We start from the raw sequence: 15,356 nt of genomic DNA, 5'->3' as shown, positions 1-15,356 counted from the left end.
GGATAACCACCCGAACCCCTAGGGCAGGCGGTAATTGGGGAATTTGGGCCAGCGTGGGTGCGTGATCAGGCGGGATCAGGGGGTGCGACTTGGCCCAAAGGTGCCAATTGCTGCGATGAAGGCGGTCCAGGTGGTGGTCGGGAAGAGGAGTACGGGGCCCTCTGGGGACTTGGAGTCGCGGACGGGGGTGACGTCGGGGTGGCCGGGGGCGATCTCGACGCAGTCGCCGCCGGTTCCGTTGCTGTAGCTGCTCTTGCGCCAGCTCGCGGCGCGCAAGTCAATCTCGCTGCTTGTCATTTCGATAGTCCTCTGCCGCTGCCTCGACCATAGCCAGGGACGCCTCAGGCGGCAGTGCGACGGCCCTGAGCAGATCGTACGACTCCCGGTACTGCTTCACGAGCGCCGGATAGTCGATGAGTTGGCCGCTGTGCAGACTCTCGGCGTACACCACAGGAGGGGCGTCGGTGAAGGTCATGACCTTGGTCATGCCCATCATGAACGGATGGGCGGCGGTGGTTTCCGGAACGATCTGCAAAATGGAGCGCGTGGTCCTGACCAGCTCTGCGATGTGCCCCAGCAGCTCTGTCATCTGCTTGTCCGGGAGGGCCGGGCGACGGATCAGCGATTCGTCGAGGATCGCCCAGAACTTCGGCGGGTTCTCCGAGTCGAAGAGTTCCGCCCGTGCCATCCGGGCGTTCACCTTCTTCTCGACCTCCTCGTCCGAGGCCCGGGGCATGGCCGCCCGTACGATCGCCCGCGCGTAGGACGCTGTCTGTAGAAGCCCAGGCACCAGCATCGGTGCCCACTCCTCGATCGTCTCCGCACGCCGCTCCATCTCCGCCACGTCCGCGAAGTACTCCGCGTGCCCGGACTGTCGTGCCCTGCGCGCATCTTCACAACGCCGCTCGAAAAAGCCGTCCGTGCCGAGCTGCTTGTCGACGTGCTGGGCCAGATCCAAGGTCATGCGCCGCTCCCCGCGCTCGATCTGGCTCAGGAAGGGCACGCCTCGGAAGCTTCCCTCCGCCAACTGTTCGAGAGTCAGGCCGGCCAGCTCCCGCTGGTAGCGCAACTCGGCGCCGTAGAAGGAGGGAACGTTCGCCGACGCGTCGGGATCCTTACGGGAGGGCACAACTCACCACCGCCATTTGCCAATTGCTCTGCGCAACCCAAACCCCTTTTACGGTACGCAACTCCACGCCAGTGTGTGACCAGTTCATCACGCAACGTACGTATGCACGCACCGGAGGCGTACCCCATGCACGACCCCCAGCCCGCCGATCCCCCCACCGCCGACGACGTGGAACGCAGCGTGGACGAACTCCGCGCCACCCTCGCCGCCCACGGCATCACGCTCCCCTCCCTGCGCGTGGACCTGCCGAGCTTCGCGGGTACGTACCCGCCACCGGCAGGGCTGGTCGCACTCGGCAACTGCAACACCGCCACCGCGCGCCGGCTCACCGCCGTGCTCCGGAAGGCGGCCGAACAGTGACTGCACCGCCGCACCTCGAGCTCTACCTGCTCGCCCTCCCCAAGGCCGTTCCCGACCTGCGTCGTACCGTGCGCCAGTACCTGGGCGCACCATGTGCCGATGTTCAGCTGTGCGTCACCGAGCTGGTCGGCAATGTGGTCCGGCACGTGGGGGAGGGCACTCCCGTCCGCGTACGGGTGGCGCGCACTTGCGGCGGCCGGGTCCGGGTCGAGGTGTCCGATCCCGACCCGCGCGCCCTACCCGTGCTCCTGTGTGCCACGGGGGACGACGAGTCGGGGCGGGGGCTGGCTCTGCTCGACGCCGTGACGCTGCGGTGGGGTGTGCAGCAGGGGGCGGCGGGCAAGACCGTGTGGTGCGAGGTGGGGGAGCTGTGGTGAGTCGCGGGCGGGAGCGGGAAGCCTTCATGGCCGGGGCCAGGGCGGTTCCTGATCAGTACGGCGGGCTGATCGACGACCTGGATCGCGGTGGGCAGACTTCGCCGCGGATCGGTATGGTGAGTGGTATGGCAACGAAGAAGTACACCGTGACGCTGCCGGAGGAACTCGCCGAGGAGATCCGGCAGGAGGTCGGGCCCGGCGGGTTCAGTGCCTACGTCACTCACGCCATAGAGCGTCAGCGGGAGCAGGACCGGCTGGGGGAGCTGGTGGCGTGGATGCAGGAAGAGGGCGGGCCGCTCACCGAGGAAGAACTGGCGGTGGCCGAGGCCGAGCTGCGCGAGGCCGAGCGGCAGTTCGCCGAGCGTGATGCCTCTGGCGGCGGCCTTCCGTTGGCGGGCTGATGGGAATCGACTGCCTGGTGCTGGACAGCGAGGGGCTGTCGCGGGCGGCCCTGCGTGAGCGCTCGATGACAGCTTTGCTCGCGGCCGCCCATGGGAAGGGCCTCCGTGTGGTGACCAGCTCAATGACCCTGATCGAGGCCTATCACAGCCAGGTCCGACGTCCGGCTTGGGCGTGGGCGATGTCCCGCATTGTCGTGGAACCCGTGACGCGCGAGGTCGCCGATGCCGCCATCGCCTTGCTGGAGAACTCCGGGCTGCACGGTCACAAGTACGCGATCGATGCGGCGCTGGCGGTGATCGCGGGGCGACAGGCCGGGAACGTGGCGCTCTATACGTCGGACGAGGACGACATGAAGAAGCTGTGCGGGGCGCGGGTGGCGGTCAGGGGGCTGTAGGGCGGGCGCGGCCGAACGTGTCGATGGGGGCCGAGCCAGGTGGGCTCGGCCCCCATCGGGGAGTGGCTGAGTTACGGGGCGTGCGAGTCCAGCGGGGCTACGACGGTGTCCTGCGGGCTCGCGGGTGCGTGGTTGTCGGCCAGTGCCGGGCTCGCGGCGGCGGCGGTGGCGCCGAGCACCAGGGCGATGGTGGCGACGATCTTCTTGGTGCGGGTCATTCCAGCTCCTGTGGGAGAGGGGACTGCCGGACACCAAGTGACGCTAGCGACAGGGGGGGGCGATTGTTCGAGGGGCTCGAACGGTTCCCGCCATGGATTGACCTGAACCTCCTGCTGGGCATGTCCCGGACATGCCTCGGCCGCGGTGGCTCCCCCTCCGCGCCACCGCGGCCGATCCCCGTCAGGATGAAGGTCTACTTGTTGTCCAGGCCCAACGACGGCGGGGCGGGCATGCTGTTGTCCATCGTGGTGATGGTCGTGTCCTTGGCGGGTTCACTGGGCATGCTGTTGTCCAGCGTGGTGACAGTGCCGTCCGTCGCCGGCGGAGTGGGCATGCTGTTGTCCATCGTGGTGATGGTCTCGTCCGTCGTCGGCGGAGTGGGCATGCTGTTGTCCAGCGGCTTGGCGTCCGCTTCCTTCTTCTTGTCGCTCATGGATTCAGATCCTCTGCTGTTGTGACAGTGGAGTGAGGAACGCCCGCCCAGAGGCTCCCCCGAGGGCTGCTGGACGGGCGTTTCGGAGCCGCACACACTAGCGGGTTGGCCCCTGGTCAGACCGTCTGCCCCCCGACGCGACGGTGTGACTGGTAAGAGAGTGCCGGGCGCCGATAAACGAATGCTGAACGTCCGCAGTCGCCTCGTGCGGAGCCTGGCATCTATGCCACTGCCGCGGGTGGTGTGAGCAGCGCGCGTACCTCCTCTGCCTCCTCGGCACCGCTCTGCTCATAGAGGTTGAGCGCCTCCTGCCAGCAGGCCCTGGCCCGGTCACGTTGCCCCAGGGTGGTGAGTGCTCGCCCGAGGAGCGTATGGATGTTGCCCCGCATTCGGTCGCCGCCGACGCAGCCCAGGGCGAGGGCCTGTTCGGCGTGCTGGGCCGCTCGTGCGGGATGGCGGGCGGCGAGATGGACCTCGGCGATCCGGAAGTGGGTGTTCCCCTCCCAGAGCCGCTGCCGATGCTCGGCGAAGATGCTCTGGGCGTCGGAGTACTGGTTGAGGGCCTCCGTGTGACGGTCGGCCTTGGTCAGCGCCAAGCCCAGGGCGAAGTGCGCGTTGGCGCGGCGCATCGGCCTGCCCATCTCGGCGTGGACAGCGAGGCTGTGTTGTGCGATCTCGATCGCCTTCGCAACGTTGCCCATCCCCAGGTAGGCGCGGGAGAGATTGGCCAGCGTGACGGCTTCGTTGAGCCTGTTGCCGTCCGCGTGATAGCCCTCGATCGACTGCTCGAAGAAGGTCTTGCCGTCCGCATACCGTCCCTGGTGCAGGGAGATGAGCCCTCGGTCGTTGGCCGCCCAGCTAATGGCGATGTCGTCCTGCGCGGAGGCAGCACGTTCCATGGCGAGCTGTGCCTGCTCCTCCGCCTGCTGGATGCGGCCGGAGACCAGGAGGACATTGGTGAGGGTCGTCCGTGCTCTGCCCTCTGCGTGGGCGTCCCCGGCAGCCTGCGTGGCCTCGCACGCCGCCCTCGCGGTCGTCTCGTACTGGTGGGAGTTGGCCCCCGACTCGGTGAGGTCCTTGGCGGCCCAAAGGAGATCGACTGCACGCCGGAGTCTGTCCGTCTCCGCGGACTGCCGTACGCAGGCCAGCAGCGGAGCCGCCTCGTTGTACAGCCAGTCCAGGGCAGCCGCTCCTTCGGTGAACCGCAACCCTTCGTGTGCGGTCGGCTCCAGGTGATCCACCAGCCGGTCCCCGGGCCGCTCAATCGCGTAAACCCCCGCGGCGGTGGCCAGATAGAAGTCCAGCAGCCGAGACATAGCCGCATCCCGCTCACTTGGCGGCTGCTCATCCCTCTCCGCACAAGCACGCGCGTAGAGCCGCACCAGGTCGTGATACCGGTACCGACCAGGCGCCGCCGACTCCAGCAACGACGTGTCGACGAGGGACTCAAGCAAGTCCTCCGTTTCCTCCACCGGAAGATCCAGCACAGCCGCGGCCGCGGCCAGGGAGACGTCCGGCCCGTCCGCCAGCCCCAACAACCGGAACGCCCGGGCCTGCGCGGGCTCCAACTGCCCATACCCCAGCTCGAACGTCGCCTTGACCGCGAGGTCGCCCGCCTGGAGCTCGTCCAGCCGTCGCCGCTCGTCCCCGAGCTTCGCCGCCAGTACGGACACCGTCCACGTACGCCGGGCCGCCAGCCGAGACGCGGCGATGCGGATGGCCAGGGGGAGGAAGCCGCAGGCCGCGACCACGTCGAGGGCCGCCTTGCGCTCCGATGCCACCCGCTCCTCGCCGACGATCTTCGTGAAGAGCTGCAACGCCTCCTCGGGGGACATCACGTCCAGGTCGACGAGGTGCGCCCCGGCCAGGTCCACCATCCGCATCCGGGACGTGACGAGAGCCGCGCAGCCCTCCGTGCCGGGGAGTAGGGGCCGCACCTGTGCCGCGTCCCGTGCGTTGTCCAGCAGGACCAGGACCCGGCGGCCGTCCAGGACGGAGCGGTACAGCGCCGAGCGTTCCTCCAGGGAGTCGGGGATGGCGGAGTCCGCCGTGCCGAGCGCGCGCAGGAAGGCGCCGAGTACCGTCTCCGGTTCCGCCGCCCTCGACCCCGCCCCCTGCAGGTCCACGTACAACTGCCCGTCGGGGAACGCCCCCCGGGCCTGGTGCGCCACATGTACCGCGAGGGTCGTCTTGCCCACGCCCCCGATCCCCGCCAGCGCCGATACGGCCATGACCCGGCCATCCTCGGACGAGGCGGCGGCCAGGACGTCGCTCAGCTCGTTCACGAAGGAGGCGCGGCCGGTGAAGTCGGTGACTGTGGCGGGGAGTTGGGCGGGGCGGACCAGTGCTGTCGCGGGCTCCGCCGCCGGGGCGGAGGGTTCGGCCAGGCCCGGGTCGGCCTGGAGGATGCGCTGCTGGAGTTCCTTCAGATCCGCGCGTGGGTCCACGCCCAGTTCGTCGGCGAGCAGGCGCCGCGTGTCCGCGTACACGGCCAACGCCTCCGCCTGCCGCCCGCTCCGGTACAGCGCGAGCATCAGCAGCTCGCGCAGGCGCTCTCGGAGCGGATGCGCGGCCGTGAGCGCGGTCAGCTCCGACACGGCCTCCGCGTGGCAGCCCTGCTCCAGGTCCATGTCCAGGCAGGTTTCCAGGAGTTGAAGGCGGAACTCCTCCAGGCGCGCCCGCTGCGTGTCCGCGGAAGGGCCCGGCATGTTTGCCAGCGGCTCCCCCTCCCACAGGCTCAGCGCCCGCCTCAGCACATCGCGGGCGTGGCAGAGGTCGCCGGCGTTGCGAGCCTTCTCGGCGTCGGCCGCGAGTTCCTGGGCCAGCGCGAGGTCCAGTGTGCCGCCGCTTCCGGACAGCCGGATCGCGTAACCGCCGGACTCGCTGACCAGGATCTCGGGTCCCAGCGTCTTCCTGAGCCGTGACGCGTACGTACGGACGGTGGCCAGTGCCTGGAGCGGGGGCTCGTCCCCCCACAGGGCGTCGATCAGCTCCGCGGCCGTGGCCGTACGTCCCTCGCGGAGCAGGAGGACCGCCAGCAGGGCGCGTTGCTGCGGGGACCCCGCCGGCAGGAGATCCTCCCCGCGCCAGGCGCGCACCGGGCCGAGCACGCTGAAGCGCAAGGCCGCCGATTCCTCGCGACCCCGCTGCTTCGGTACTCGCGGCACACCGTCCATCGCTGTCCCCCTGCCGAGCCGTCAATACATCAGTACAACGAGGCCAGTTTGCCTTGTTCATGGCGGATGCGTCAGCTGTGCGAGACAGCGATCACAGGCGGCCGCACGGGACACCACAACGTCCTCACACGGTCTCCCCACACAACCGCACAGGCTCGATCGATCCGGATGCCCGGGGAGAGGAGCCGACAGGTAGCTGACGGGTCGTCAGATCGGCGCTACCGTGAGCCGTATGGAGACCATCGAGACACTCCCGACCGTCCCGGAAACCGCCCCGAAAACCTTCCCGAAGATCATCTCCGTCGACGACCACACCGTGGAACCGCCCGGCGTCTGGCGGGACCGGCTCCCGGCGAAGTACCAGGACACCGGGCCCCGCATAGTCCGCGCACCGCTGAAGGAAATGACCTTCCTCGGCGGCAGGTTCGCCCCGGTGATGGGCAGGCCCGGCGACGACGGGCCGATCGGCGACTGGTGGGTGTACGAGGACCTGCACCGGCCGCTCACCCGCCTCGACACCGCCGTCGGCTACGACAGGGACGAGATACGGCTCGAAGTCATCACGTACGAGCAGATGCGGCCGGGGTCGTACGACGTCCCGCAGCGCCTCGCCGACATGGACGTCAACCACGTCCAGTCCGCCCTCTGTTTCCCCACCTTCCCCCGGTTCTGCGGGCAGACGTTCACCGAGGCCAAGGACCGTGAGCTGGGTCTGCTCGGGGTGCGCGCCTACAACGACTGGATGGTGGAGGAGTGGTGCGGACCGGCGGCGCACGGCCGGCTCATTCCGCTCACGCTCGTCCCCCTCTGGGACCCCGTACTCGCGGCGGAGGAAGTACGCCGCAATGCCGCCCGTGGCGTACGCGCGGTCGCCTTCTCCGAGATACCGCCGCACCTCGGGCTCCCCTCCGTCCACACCGACGAGTGGGACCCCTTCCTCGCGGCCTGCGACGAGACCGGCACGGTCGTCGCCATGCATATCGGGTCCAGCAGCCGTATGCCGTCGACGTCCGCCGACGCGCCGCCCGCCGTCGGCTCCACCATCACCTTCGCCAACTGCTGTTTCTCGATGGTGGACTGGCTGATGAGCGGGAAGTTCGAACGCTTCCCGAACCTGAAGGTCATGTACGCGGAGGGGCAGATCGGCTGGATCCCGTACATCCTTGAACGCGCGGATGTGGTGTGGGAGGAGAACCGCGGCTGGGGCGGCGTCGCCGACAAGGTCCACCGTCCGCCGTCCGAGCTCTTCGCCGAGCACGTCTACGGCTGCTTCTTCGACGACGCCTTCGGGCTGAGGAACCTCGACGCCATCGGGGTCGGCAATGTGCTCTACGAGACCGACTACCCCCACTCCGACTCCACCTGGCCCGACTCCAGGCAGGTCGGCGAGGCCCAGATGGGGCACCTCGAGGCGGACGTGGTCGAGCGGATCGTGCGGGGCAACGCGATCGAGCTGCTCGGGCTGACACAGGACGGGCTGTGGGCGCCATGAGTCGCGCCATGAGCCCGCTCCTCTATGGGATGCAGCTCCCGATCCAGTCCCAGAGCACGATCTACGCCGAGCCCTGGGAAGCGAGCGGGACCCCCGCCGACCTCGTCGAGATCGCCCGCGCCGCCGACCGGGCAGGCTTCGCGTACGTCGCGAGCTGCGACCATGTCGCCATCCCGCGCCGCCTCGCCCCCGCGATGGGCACCACCTGGTACGACCCCGTCGCCACCCTCGCCTTCCTCGCGGGCGTGACCGGGCGCGTACGGCTGCTCAGTCATGTCGCGATCGTCGGGCTGCGGCATCCGCTCGTCACGGCCAAGCAGTACGCGACGCTCGACCACCTCTCCGGAGGCCGGCTGATCCTCGGGGTCGGGGCCGGGCATGTGCGGGAGGAGTTCGAGGCGGTGGGGGCCGACTTCGAGCGGCGGGGGGCGGTGCTCGACGAGGCGATCGACGCGTTGCGAGCCGCGCTCGGTCCGGAGGAATTCCCCGTCCATCACGGCAAGGTGTACGACTTCGAGGGGCTCGGGCAGCGGCCCCGGCCCGCGCAGGAGCGGGTGCCCGTGTGGGTGGGCGGCTCCTCGCCCGCCGCCGTGCGCCGGGCCGCCGTCCGGGGCGACGGATGGCTGCCGCAGGGGGATCCGCGGGAGCGGCTGCCGGAGCAGATCGCCAAGCTGCACCGGATCAGGGCGGAAGCGGGGGTCGACGCCCCCGTCGTCGTCGGCGCCATCACCGAGCCCCTGTACGTCGGCACCCCCGGCTGGGACGTCGGACGGCGCACGCTGCACGGGGCGCCCGAGGCGCTCGCCGAGTCGCTGCGGGCGTATCGCGCGATGGGTGTGCACCAGATCCAGGTGCGGTTCCGCAGCAGGAGCCGTACCGAACTCACCGACCAGATAACGGCGTTCGGCGCCGACGTCGCACCTCACCTCGGCTGAAGGAGAGACATGGGCAAGCTGGACGGACGCGTCGTTCTCATCACGGGCGCGGCGCGCGGGCAGGGTGAGCAGGAGGCGCGGCTCTTCGTGGCGGAGGGGGCGCGGGTCGTCGTCGCGGATGTGCTCGACGACCAGGGGGAGGCCCTCGCCAAGGAGATCGGCGCGCGCTACGTCCACCTCGACGTGAGCGAGGAGGGCGACTGGCACGCTGCCGTGGCGGCGGCGAAGGACGCCTACGGTCGGATCGACGGGCTGGTCAGCAACGCCGGCATCCTGCGCTTCAACGAGCTGGTCGACACGCCCCTCGACGAGTTCCAGCAGATCGTGCGGGTCAACCAGGTCGGCGTCTTCCTCGGCATCAAGACCGTCGCGCCCGAGATCGCGGCGGCCGGCGGGGGCACGATCGTCAACACGGCCTCGTACGCGGGGGTCACGGGCATGGCGTGCGTGGGCGCCTACTCCGCGACCAAGCACGCCATCATCGGGCTGACCCGCGTCGCCGCCCTCGAACTGGCCGCCAAGAAGATCCGCGTCAACGCCGTCTGCCCGGGGGCCATCGACACGGCCATGAGCAACCCGGCTCAGCTCGACCCGGACGTGAACACCGAGGAGACCTCGGCGGCGCTGGACGAGCTGTACCGCAAGCTCGTGCCGCTCGGGCGGATCGGGCGGCCGGAGGAGGTGGCCCGCCTCGCCCTCTTCCTCACCGGGGAGGACTCCTCGTACATCACGGGGCAGCCGTTCGTGATCGACGGGGGGTGGCTGGCGGGGGTGAGTGTTCTCTGACGTTCTCTGACGATCCATCAGCTATTGACGCTTCACGGAGGCGGTGGAACAGTTCGGCTGTGTGAATCTGACGATACGTCAGATAGATAGAACTACCTGGAACTCTTGGCACTCTTGGGGACGGTGAACCTCCTTGGAATTCGGGCTCTTTGTACAGGGATACGTGGGCAAGCGCGCCGAGACCGACCCGCTCGCGGAGCACAAGGCGCTGATGGAGGAGACCGAGTACGTCATCCAGGCGGACAAGTCCGGCTTCAAGTACGCCTGGGCGTCCGAGCACCACTTCCTGGAGGAGTACTCGCACCTCTCGGCGAACGACGTCTACCTCGGGTATCTGGCGCACGCGACGGAGCGGATCCACCTCGGCTCGGGCATCTTCAACCCGCTCGCCCAGGTCAACCACCCCGTGAAGGTCGCCGAGAAGGTCGCCATGCTCGACCATCTCTCCCAGAACCGTTTCGAGTTCGGCAGCGGGCGGGGCGCGGGCAGCCACGAGATCCTCGGCTTCCTGCCCGGCATCACCGACATGAACCACACCAAGGAGATCTGGGAAGAGACCATCGCCGAGTTCCCGAAGATGTGGCTCCAGGACGAGTACGTCGGGTTCCAGGGCAAGCACTGGCAGCTCCCGCCGCGCAAGGTGCTGCCGAAGCCGTACGGGAAGTCGCACCCCGCCATGTGGTACGCCGCCGGGTCGCCGCCCTCGTACGCCATGGCCGCGAAGAAGGGGCTCGGCGTGCTCGGCTTCAGCGTGCAGAAGGTCTCCGACATGGAGTGGGTGCTGGAGCAGTACAAGACCGCCGTGGTCGACGCCGAGCCCATCGGGGACTTCGTCAACGACAACGTGATGGTGACGACCACCGCCATCTGCGCGCCGACGCACGAGGAGGCGATACGGATCGCGGTCGGCGGCGGACTGCACTACCTCCCCTCCCTCGTCTTCCGCTATCACGACACCTTCCCGCGCCCCGAGGGCTTCCCCGTCTGGCCCGAGACGCTCCCCGAGTACAACGAGGAGTTCGTCGAACTCCTCATCGAGGAGGAGCTGTTGATCTGCGGCGACCCGGACGAGGTGCTCACCCAGTGCAAGCGGTGGGAGCAGGCGGGCGCCGACCAGCTCTCCTTCGGGCTGCCGGTCGGGGTGCCGCCCGAGTACACGCTCCAGACGATCAAACTGATCGGCGAGCACGTGATTCCGAAGATCGATACGGATCCGGTGCACCGGACGACCCGGTTCCGCCAAGCGGCTTAGGGGGCCGTGCCATGCTCGACCACGTCATCAAGGGCGCGACCGTCGTCGACGGCACGGGCGCGCCCGCGTACACAGCGGACCTGGGGATACGCGACGGCCGTATCGCCGTGATCGGTACGGTGACGGAGTCGTCCCGCACCGGCGAGGACGCCGCCGGTCTCGTCCTCGCCCCCGGTTTCGTCGACCCGCACACGCACTACGACGCCCAGCTCTTCTGGGACCCGTACGCGACCCCGTCCCTCAACCACGGCGTGACGACGGTCGCGGGCGGCAACTGCGGCTTCACGCTCGCGCCCCTGAACCCCGACCGCCCCGGCGACGCCGACTACACGCGCCGCATGATGTCCAAGGTCGAAGGGATGTCGCTGATCGCCCTGGAGGAGGGCGCGCCCTGGAGCTGGCACACCTTCGGTGAGTATCTGGACGCCCTGGAGGGCCGGATCGCCGTCAACGCGGGCTTCATGGTGGGGCATTGCGCGCTGCGGCGGTACGTCATGGGCGCGGACGCGGTGGGCGGGCAGCCGACCGAGGAGCAGCTGTCGCGGATGCTCGCCCTCTTCCACGACGCGATGGCCGCCGGCGCCTGGGGCCTGTCCACCACCCAGTCCTCCACGCACTCCGACGGGGACGGGAAACCGGTCGCGTCCCGGCATGCGAAACCGGCGGAGCTGCTGGCACTCTCGCGGGCCGTCGGCGATCACGAGGGCACCCAGATCGAGGCGATCGTGGCCGGGTGTCTCGACCAGTTCAGCGACGACGAGATCGATCTGTTCGTGGAGATGAGCGCGGCGGCGGGCCGGCCCCTGAACTGGAACGTCCTGACCATCGACGCCGCCGTACCCGAGCGCGTCCCCCGGCAGCTGGTCGCGAGCGAGCGGGCGCGGAAGGCGGGCGGCCGGGTGGTGGCCCTCACCATGCCGATCCTCACCCCGATGAACATGTCCCTGGGCACCTTCTGCGCGCTCAACCTGATCCCCGGGTGGGGCGAGGTGCTGGGGCTGCCCGTCCCGGAGCGGATCGCGCGGCTGCGTGATCCGGAGGTCCGGGCGGAGATGCTGCGACGCGCGAACAGCAAGGAGGCGGGCGTCTTCCGGCGGCTCGCGAACTTCGGGCGGTACGTCGTCGGGGACACGTACAGCGCGGCGAACGAGGGCCTGACCGGGCGGGTCGTCGAAGACATCGCGGCCGAGCGCGGCCAGGAGCCCTTCGCCTGCCTCGTCGAGATCTGCGCGGCCGACGAACTGCGCACGGTGCTGTGGCCCATGCCCACCGACAACGACCCCGACTCGTGGGCGCTGCGCGCCGAGACCTGGCGCCACGAGGACGTCCTGCTCGGCGGCTCCGACGCGGGCGCCCATCTGGACCGCATGTGCGGAGCCCCGTACACGACCCGCTTCCTCGGGGACTGTCTGCGCGGCCGGAAGCTGGCGACGCTGGAGCAGGCCGTGCGGATGCTGACGGACGACCCGGCGCGGCTCTTCGGACTGAGGGAGCGCGGGCGGGTCGCGGAGGGCTTCCATGCGGACCTCGTGCTCTTCGACCCGGAGCGGATCGACGCCGGCAAGGCCACCCTGGTGCACGACCTGCCGGGAGACAGCCCGCGGCTGGACTCCAAGGCGCTCGGGATACGGGCCGTGTGGGTCAACGGGGTCGAGGCGATCCGGGACGACGTGGTGACCGGGGCCGTACCCGGGAAGGTGCTCCGTTCCGGGCGGGACACGAAGACGGTGAGCACCAGGTGAGGGACGCGCAGTCGTTGTTCATCGGCGGCTCGTGGGTCCCGCCCGACGACGGACATTACGAGGTGATCGACCCGGCGACCGAGGAGGTCGTCGGGCTGGCTCCGGAGGCCTCGCGGGAGCAGGTGTACGCGGCGGCGGCCGCGGCCCGCGAGGCCTTCGAGGCGTGGTCCCGGACGTCGGCACAGGAGCGCGCGGCGGTACTCGCCCGCGCGGCGGATGTCATCCAGCGCAACTTCCTCCCGTACGCCGAACTCGCCCAGGCCGAGAGCGGCGCCACGACCGGGACGGCGCGCGGGATGCAGGTGGGGGTGGGCGCGGCCCGTTTCCGGCGCTACGCGCGCGTGGAGCCCGTCGAGCAGCCGCTGCCCCCGCAGGTCAACGAGGCCGGGCCGTTCGGGAAGGCGGCGGTCATGGGCGCCCTCGCCGTCCGCCACCCGGTCGGCGTCGTCACCTGCGTCACCTCCTGCAACAACCCCTGGGCGAACCCGGCCGGAAAGATCGCCCCCGCCCTCGCCATGGGCAACACGGTGGTCGTGAAGCCCGCCCCGCAGGACCCGTTGTCCGTGTACCGGATGGCGGAGGCGCTGGAGGCGGCGGGCGTTCCGCCGGGGGTGGTGAACGTGGTGAGTGGTTCGCGCGCGGAGGTCGGCGAGGCGGCCGTGGACTGCCGCGACGTCGACATGGTCAGCTTCACCGGCTCGACGGCGGTCGGGCAGCGGATCGCCGAGGTGTGCGGGCGCGACATGAAGCGGCAGCTGATGGAGCTGGGCGGGAAGGGCGCGGCGGTCGTCTTCGACGACGCGGACGTGGAGTCGGCGGTATCGGGGATCGGCACGACGTTCTCGTTCTACAGCGGGCAGATCTGTACGGCGCCGACGCGGGTGCTGGTGCAGCGGGGTCTGCATGACCGGCTGATCGAGCAACTGGCGGCGTACGCGGGCCGGTTGCCGGTCGGTGATCCGCGGGAGCCGGGGACGGTCGTCGGGCCGGTGATCTCGGCGGCGCACCGGGACCGGGTGGAGGCGTACGTCGACCTCGGGCGGAAGGAGGGGGCACGGGTGGTCACGGGCGGCGTCCGGCCCCCTCCGGAGCACGGCTTCTATGTCGCTCCCACCCTCCTCGCGGACTGCACCCCGGACATGCGGGTGGTCCGCGAGGAGATCTTCGGCCCGGTCGTCGTCGTCCTTCCCTTCGACGACGAGGAGGAGGCGATCGCCCTCGCCAACGACTCCGACTACGGCCTCATCGACTACGTCTGGTCCGGCGACGTGGCCCGCGCCTTCCGCGTCGCCCGGCGGCTGCGGGCCGGCGGGGTGGGCGTGAACACGGTCGGCCGCAACATGGAGGCGCCGTTCGGCGGCTTCAAGAAGAGCGGGGTGGGACGGGACGTGGGCTCGTACGCGCTGCACGCGTACAGCGAGACGCAGGCGATCGTCTGGCCGGGGTGAGTCGCCTATTGCTCTTGCCTTGACAGCCGGGGATGGTCAATGGACGCGTTGGGGGACGTCGTCCGGGCGCTCCCTCCGCGAGCGCGAACAGAATCGCGAACAGAATGGAGAGAAGTGCTCACGGTTCTCGACACCGAGTTCCGCCGCCGCACGCTTCCGGACCCCGATCCGGCCCACTGGACGGACTGGAGCGGACGGCCGTACGCCTGGTGGCATCGGCGGTTGTACGAGGGCGGGTAGGCGAGTAGCGGCCGAAGCGGGCACGGGCACAGTCATCCCAGGGTGAGCGGGGTCTCGGATGCGACGCGGGACAGCTTCTCGGGGTTGCGGACGTAGTAGAGGCCGGTGACGCGGGCGTCCTCGACCCGGATCGCCAGTACGCCGTCGAGCTCGCCGTTCAGGTGGACGAGGAGTGCCGGGTTGCCGTTGACCACGGTGGGAGCGACGGTGATCGAGTGCTCGTGCTTGCCGAGACCACCGACCATGAAGCGGGCCACCTTGTCGGCGCCGGTGATCGGCCGCAGCGCGGCCTGCTTGATGCCGCCGCCGTCGCTCACCAGGACGACATCCGGGGCGAGCACGTCAAGGAGGCCCTGCGGGTCCCCGGTCTCGAGTACGCGCCGGAACGACTCCAGAGCCGCCCGGGTCTCGCCGGGGGAGACCACCTGGCGAGGGCGGCGGGCATCGACGTGCCGTCGGGCGCGGTGCGCGATCTGGCGGACGGTCGTGGGGCTCTTGTCGACGGCGGCCGCGATCTCGTCGTAGCTGACATCGAAGACCTCGCGCAGCACGAAGACGGCGCGCTCCGTCGGCGAGAGCGTCTCGAGAACGAGCATCAGCGCCATCGACACGCTCTCGGCGAGCTCGACGTCCTCGGCCACGTCCGGGGCGGTGAGCAGCGGCTCGGGCAACCACGGGCCGACGTACGTCTCCTTGCGGCGCGTCATGGTGCGCAGCCGGTTGAGCGACTGCCGGGTCGTGATCCGGACCAGGTAGGCACGCTGGTCGCGCACCTGCTCCAGGTCGACCTTGACCCACCGCAGCCAGGTTTCCTGGAGGACGTCTTCGGCGTCGGCCGCCGATCCGAGCATCTCGTAGGCGACGGTGAAGAGCAGGTTGCGGTGGGCGACGAATGCCTCGGTCGCCGGGTCGGTGGCGTGCTCGCTCATATCTCGATCCCTCTCCTTCGCCGCCGGCCCTGGTTGCCGAAG

At 69.8% G+C, this 15,356-nt stretch carries 17 protein-coding genes; 11 read left to right on the top strand and 6 right to left on the bottom strand.

Annotation, left to right across the window (positions count from 1 at the left end):
• Positions 1-75 precede the first annotated feature (75 nt).
• Together ACX28W_RS20500 and ACX28W_RS20495 are read right to left on the bottom strand one after the other, a co-directional pair.
• Entirely contained in the window at positions 76-297 is a 222-nt protein-coding gene (locus ACX28W_RS20500) for a DUF397 domain-containing protein (RefSeq protein ID WP_459000439.1), read from the bottom strand.
• Positions 278-1,129, bottom strand: coding sequence for a helix-turn-helix domain-containing protein (locus ACX28W_RS20495; RefSeq protein ID WP_459000438.1), 852 nt, complete (start codon positions 1,127-1,129; stop codon positions 278-280). Before ACX28W_RS20495 ends, ACX28W_RS20500 begins: the two co-directional genes overlap by 20 nt.
• 126 nt (positions 1,130-1,255) lie before the next feature.
• Here ACX28W_RS20495 and ACX28W_RS20490 point away from each other — a divergent pair, with 126 nt between their 5' ends.
• From ACX28W_RS20490 to ACX28W_RS20475, 4 genes are all read left to right on the top strand, one after another.
• Positions 1,256-1,489 (top strand): hypothetical protein, encoded by a 234-nt coding sequence (locus ACX28W_RS20490; protein WP_459000437.1) that lies wholly within the window; start codon positions 1,256-1,258, stop codon positions 1,487-1,489.
• The gene (locus tag ACX28W_RS20485; protein WP_459000436.1) at positions 1,486-1,866 is read left to right on the top strand and encodes an ATP-binding protein; all 381 of its coding nucleotides are present in this window, start codon (positions 1,486-1,488) and stop codon (positions 1,864-1,866) included. The genes ACX28W_RS20490 and ACX28W_RS20485 overlap by 4 nt, the downstream gene beginning before the upstream one ends.
• 125 nt (positions 1,867-1,991) lie before the next feature.
• Complete coding sequence (locus ACX28W_RS20480; protein ID WP_459000435.1) at positions 1,992-2,267, top strand: ribbon-helix-helix domain-containing protein; 276 nt, start codon at positions 1,992-1,994, stop codon at positions 2,265-2,267.
• A complete protein-coding gene (locus ACX28W_RS20475; RefSeq protein WP_459000434.1) occupies positions 2,267-2,662 on the top strand; it encodes a hypothetical protein in 396 nt (131 codons plus the stop codon). Before ACX28W_RS20480 ends, ACX28W_RS20475 begins: the two co-directional genes overlap by 1 nt.
• A 71-nt stretch (positions 2,663-2,733) precedes the next feature.
• Here the strand turns inward: ACX28W_RS20475 and ACX28W_RS20470 are convergent, their stop codons facing one another.
• The 3 genes from ACX28W_RS20470 to ACX28W_RS20460 all read right to left on the bottom strand — a co-directional run bounded on the left by ACX28W_RS20470 (position 2,734) and on the right by ACX28W_RS20460 (position 6,490).
• Complete coding sequence (locus ACX28W_RS20470; RefSeq protein ID WP_459000433.1) at positions 2,734-2,880, bottom strand: hypothetical protein; 147 nt, start codon at positions 2,878-2,880, stop codon at positions 2,734-2,736.
• A 194-nt stretch (positions 2,881-3,074) separates the two neighbouring features.
• Complete coding sequence (locus tag ACX28W_RS20465; RefSeq protein ID WP_459000432.1) at positions 3,075-3,314, bottom strand: hypothetical protein; 240 nt, start codon at positions 3,312-3,314, stop codon at positions 3,075-3,077.
• A 221-nt stretch (positions 3,315-3,535) separates the two neighbouring features.
• Entirely contained in the window at positions 3,536-6,490 is a 2,955-nt protein-coding gene (locus ACX28W_RS20460) for an AfsR/SARP family transcriptional regulator (RefSeq protein WP_459000431.1), read from the bottom strand.
• A gap of 232 nt (positions 6,491-6,722) precedes the next feature.
• Here ACX28W_RS20460 and ACX28W_RS20455 point away from each other — a divergent pair, with 232 nt between their 5' ends.
• The 7 genes from ACX28W_RS20455 (at position 6,723) to ACX28W_RS20425 (ending at position 14,385) form a co-directional block, all read left to right on the top strand.
• Positions 6,723-7,982 (top strand): amidohydrolase family protein, encoded by a 1,260-nt coding sequence (locus tag ACX28W_RS20455; protein ID WP_459000430.1) that lies wholly within the window; start codon positions 6,723-6,725, stop codon positions 7,980-7,982.
• An 8-nt stretch (positions 7,983-7,990) separates the two neighbouring features.
• On the top strand, positions 7,991-8,917 hold the full coding sequence (locus ACX28W_RS20450; protein WP_459000429.1) for an LLM class F420-dependent oxidoreductase: 927 nt from the start codon (positions 7,991-7,993) through the stop codon (positions 8,915-8,917).
• A gap of 9 nt (positions 8,918-8,926) precedes the next feature.
• Positions 8,927-9,703: an SDR family NAD(P)-dependent oxidoreductase gene (locus ACX28W_RS20445; RefSeq protein WP_459000428.1), complete on the top strand. Its 777-nt coding sequence runs from the start codon at positions 8,927-8,929 to the stop codon at positions 9,701-9,703.
• 133 nt (positions 9,704-9,836) lie between these two features.
• Complete coding sequence (locus ACX28W_RS20440) at positions 9,837-10,955, top strand: LLM class flavin-dependent oxidoreductase (RefSeq protein ID WP_459000427.1); 1,119 nt, start codon at positions 9,837-9,839, stop codon at positions 10,953-10,955.
• 11 nt (positions 10,956-10,966) lie between these two features.
• A complete protein-coding gene (locus tag ACX28W_RS20435; protein ID WP_459000426.1) occupies positions 10,967-12,697 on the top strand; it encodes an N-acyl-D-amino-acid deacylase family protein in 1,731 nt (576 codons plus the stop codon).
• Positions 12,694-14,145, top strand: a complete 1,452-nt coding sequence (locus tag ACX28W_RS20430; RefSeq protein WP_459000425.1) for an aldehyde dehydrogenase family protein — start codon at positions 12,694-12,696, stop codon at positions 14,143-14,145. The genes ACX28W_RS20435 and ACX28W_RS20430 overlap by 4 nt, the downstream gene beginning before the upstream one ends.
• 114 nt (positions 14,146-14,259) lie before the next feature.
• Positions 14,260-14,385, top strand: a complete 126-nt coding sequence (locus tag ACX28W_RS20425) for a hypothetical protein (protein ID WP_459000424.1) — start codon at positions 14,260-14,262, stop codon at positions 14,383-14,385.
• 32 nt (positions 14,386-14,417) lie between these two features.
• Here ACX28W_RS20425 and ACX28W_RS20420 read toward each other — a convergent pair whose 3' ends face one another.
• Positions 14,418-15,314 (bottom strand): RNA polymerase sigma-70 factor, encoded by an 897-nt coding sequence (locus ACX28W_RS20420; protein WP_459000423.1) that lies wholly within the window; start codon positions 15,312-15,314, stop codon positions 14,418-14,420.
• Positions 15,315-15,356 lie beyond the last annotated feature (42 nt).

This window comes from Streptomyces sp. SD15, assembly GCF_054462255.1.
The sequence above is the reverse complement of the archived record's forward strand: the minus strand, read 5'-3'. Positions and strand labels throughout refer to the sequence as shown.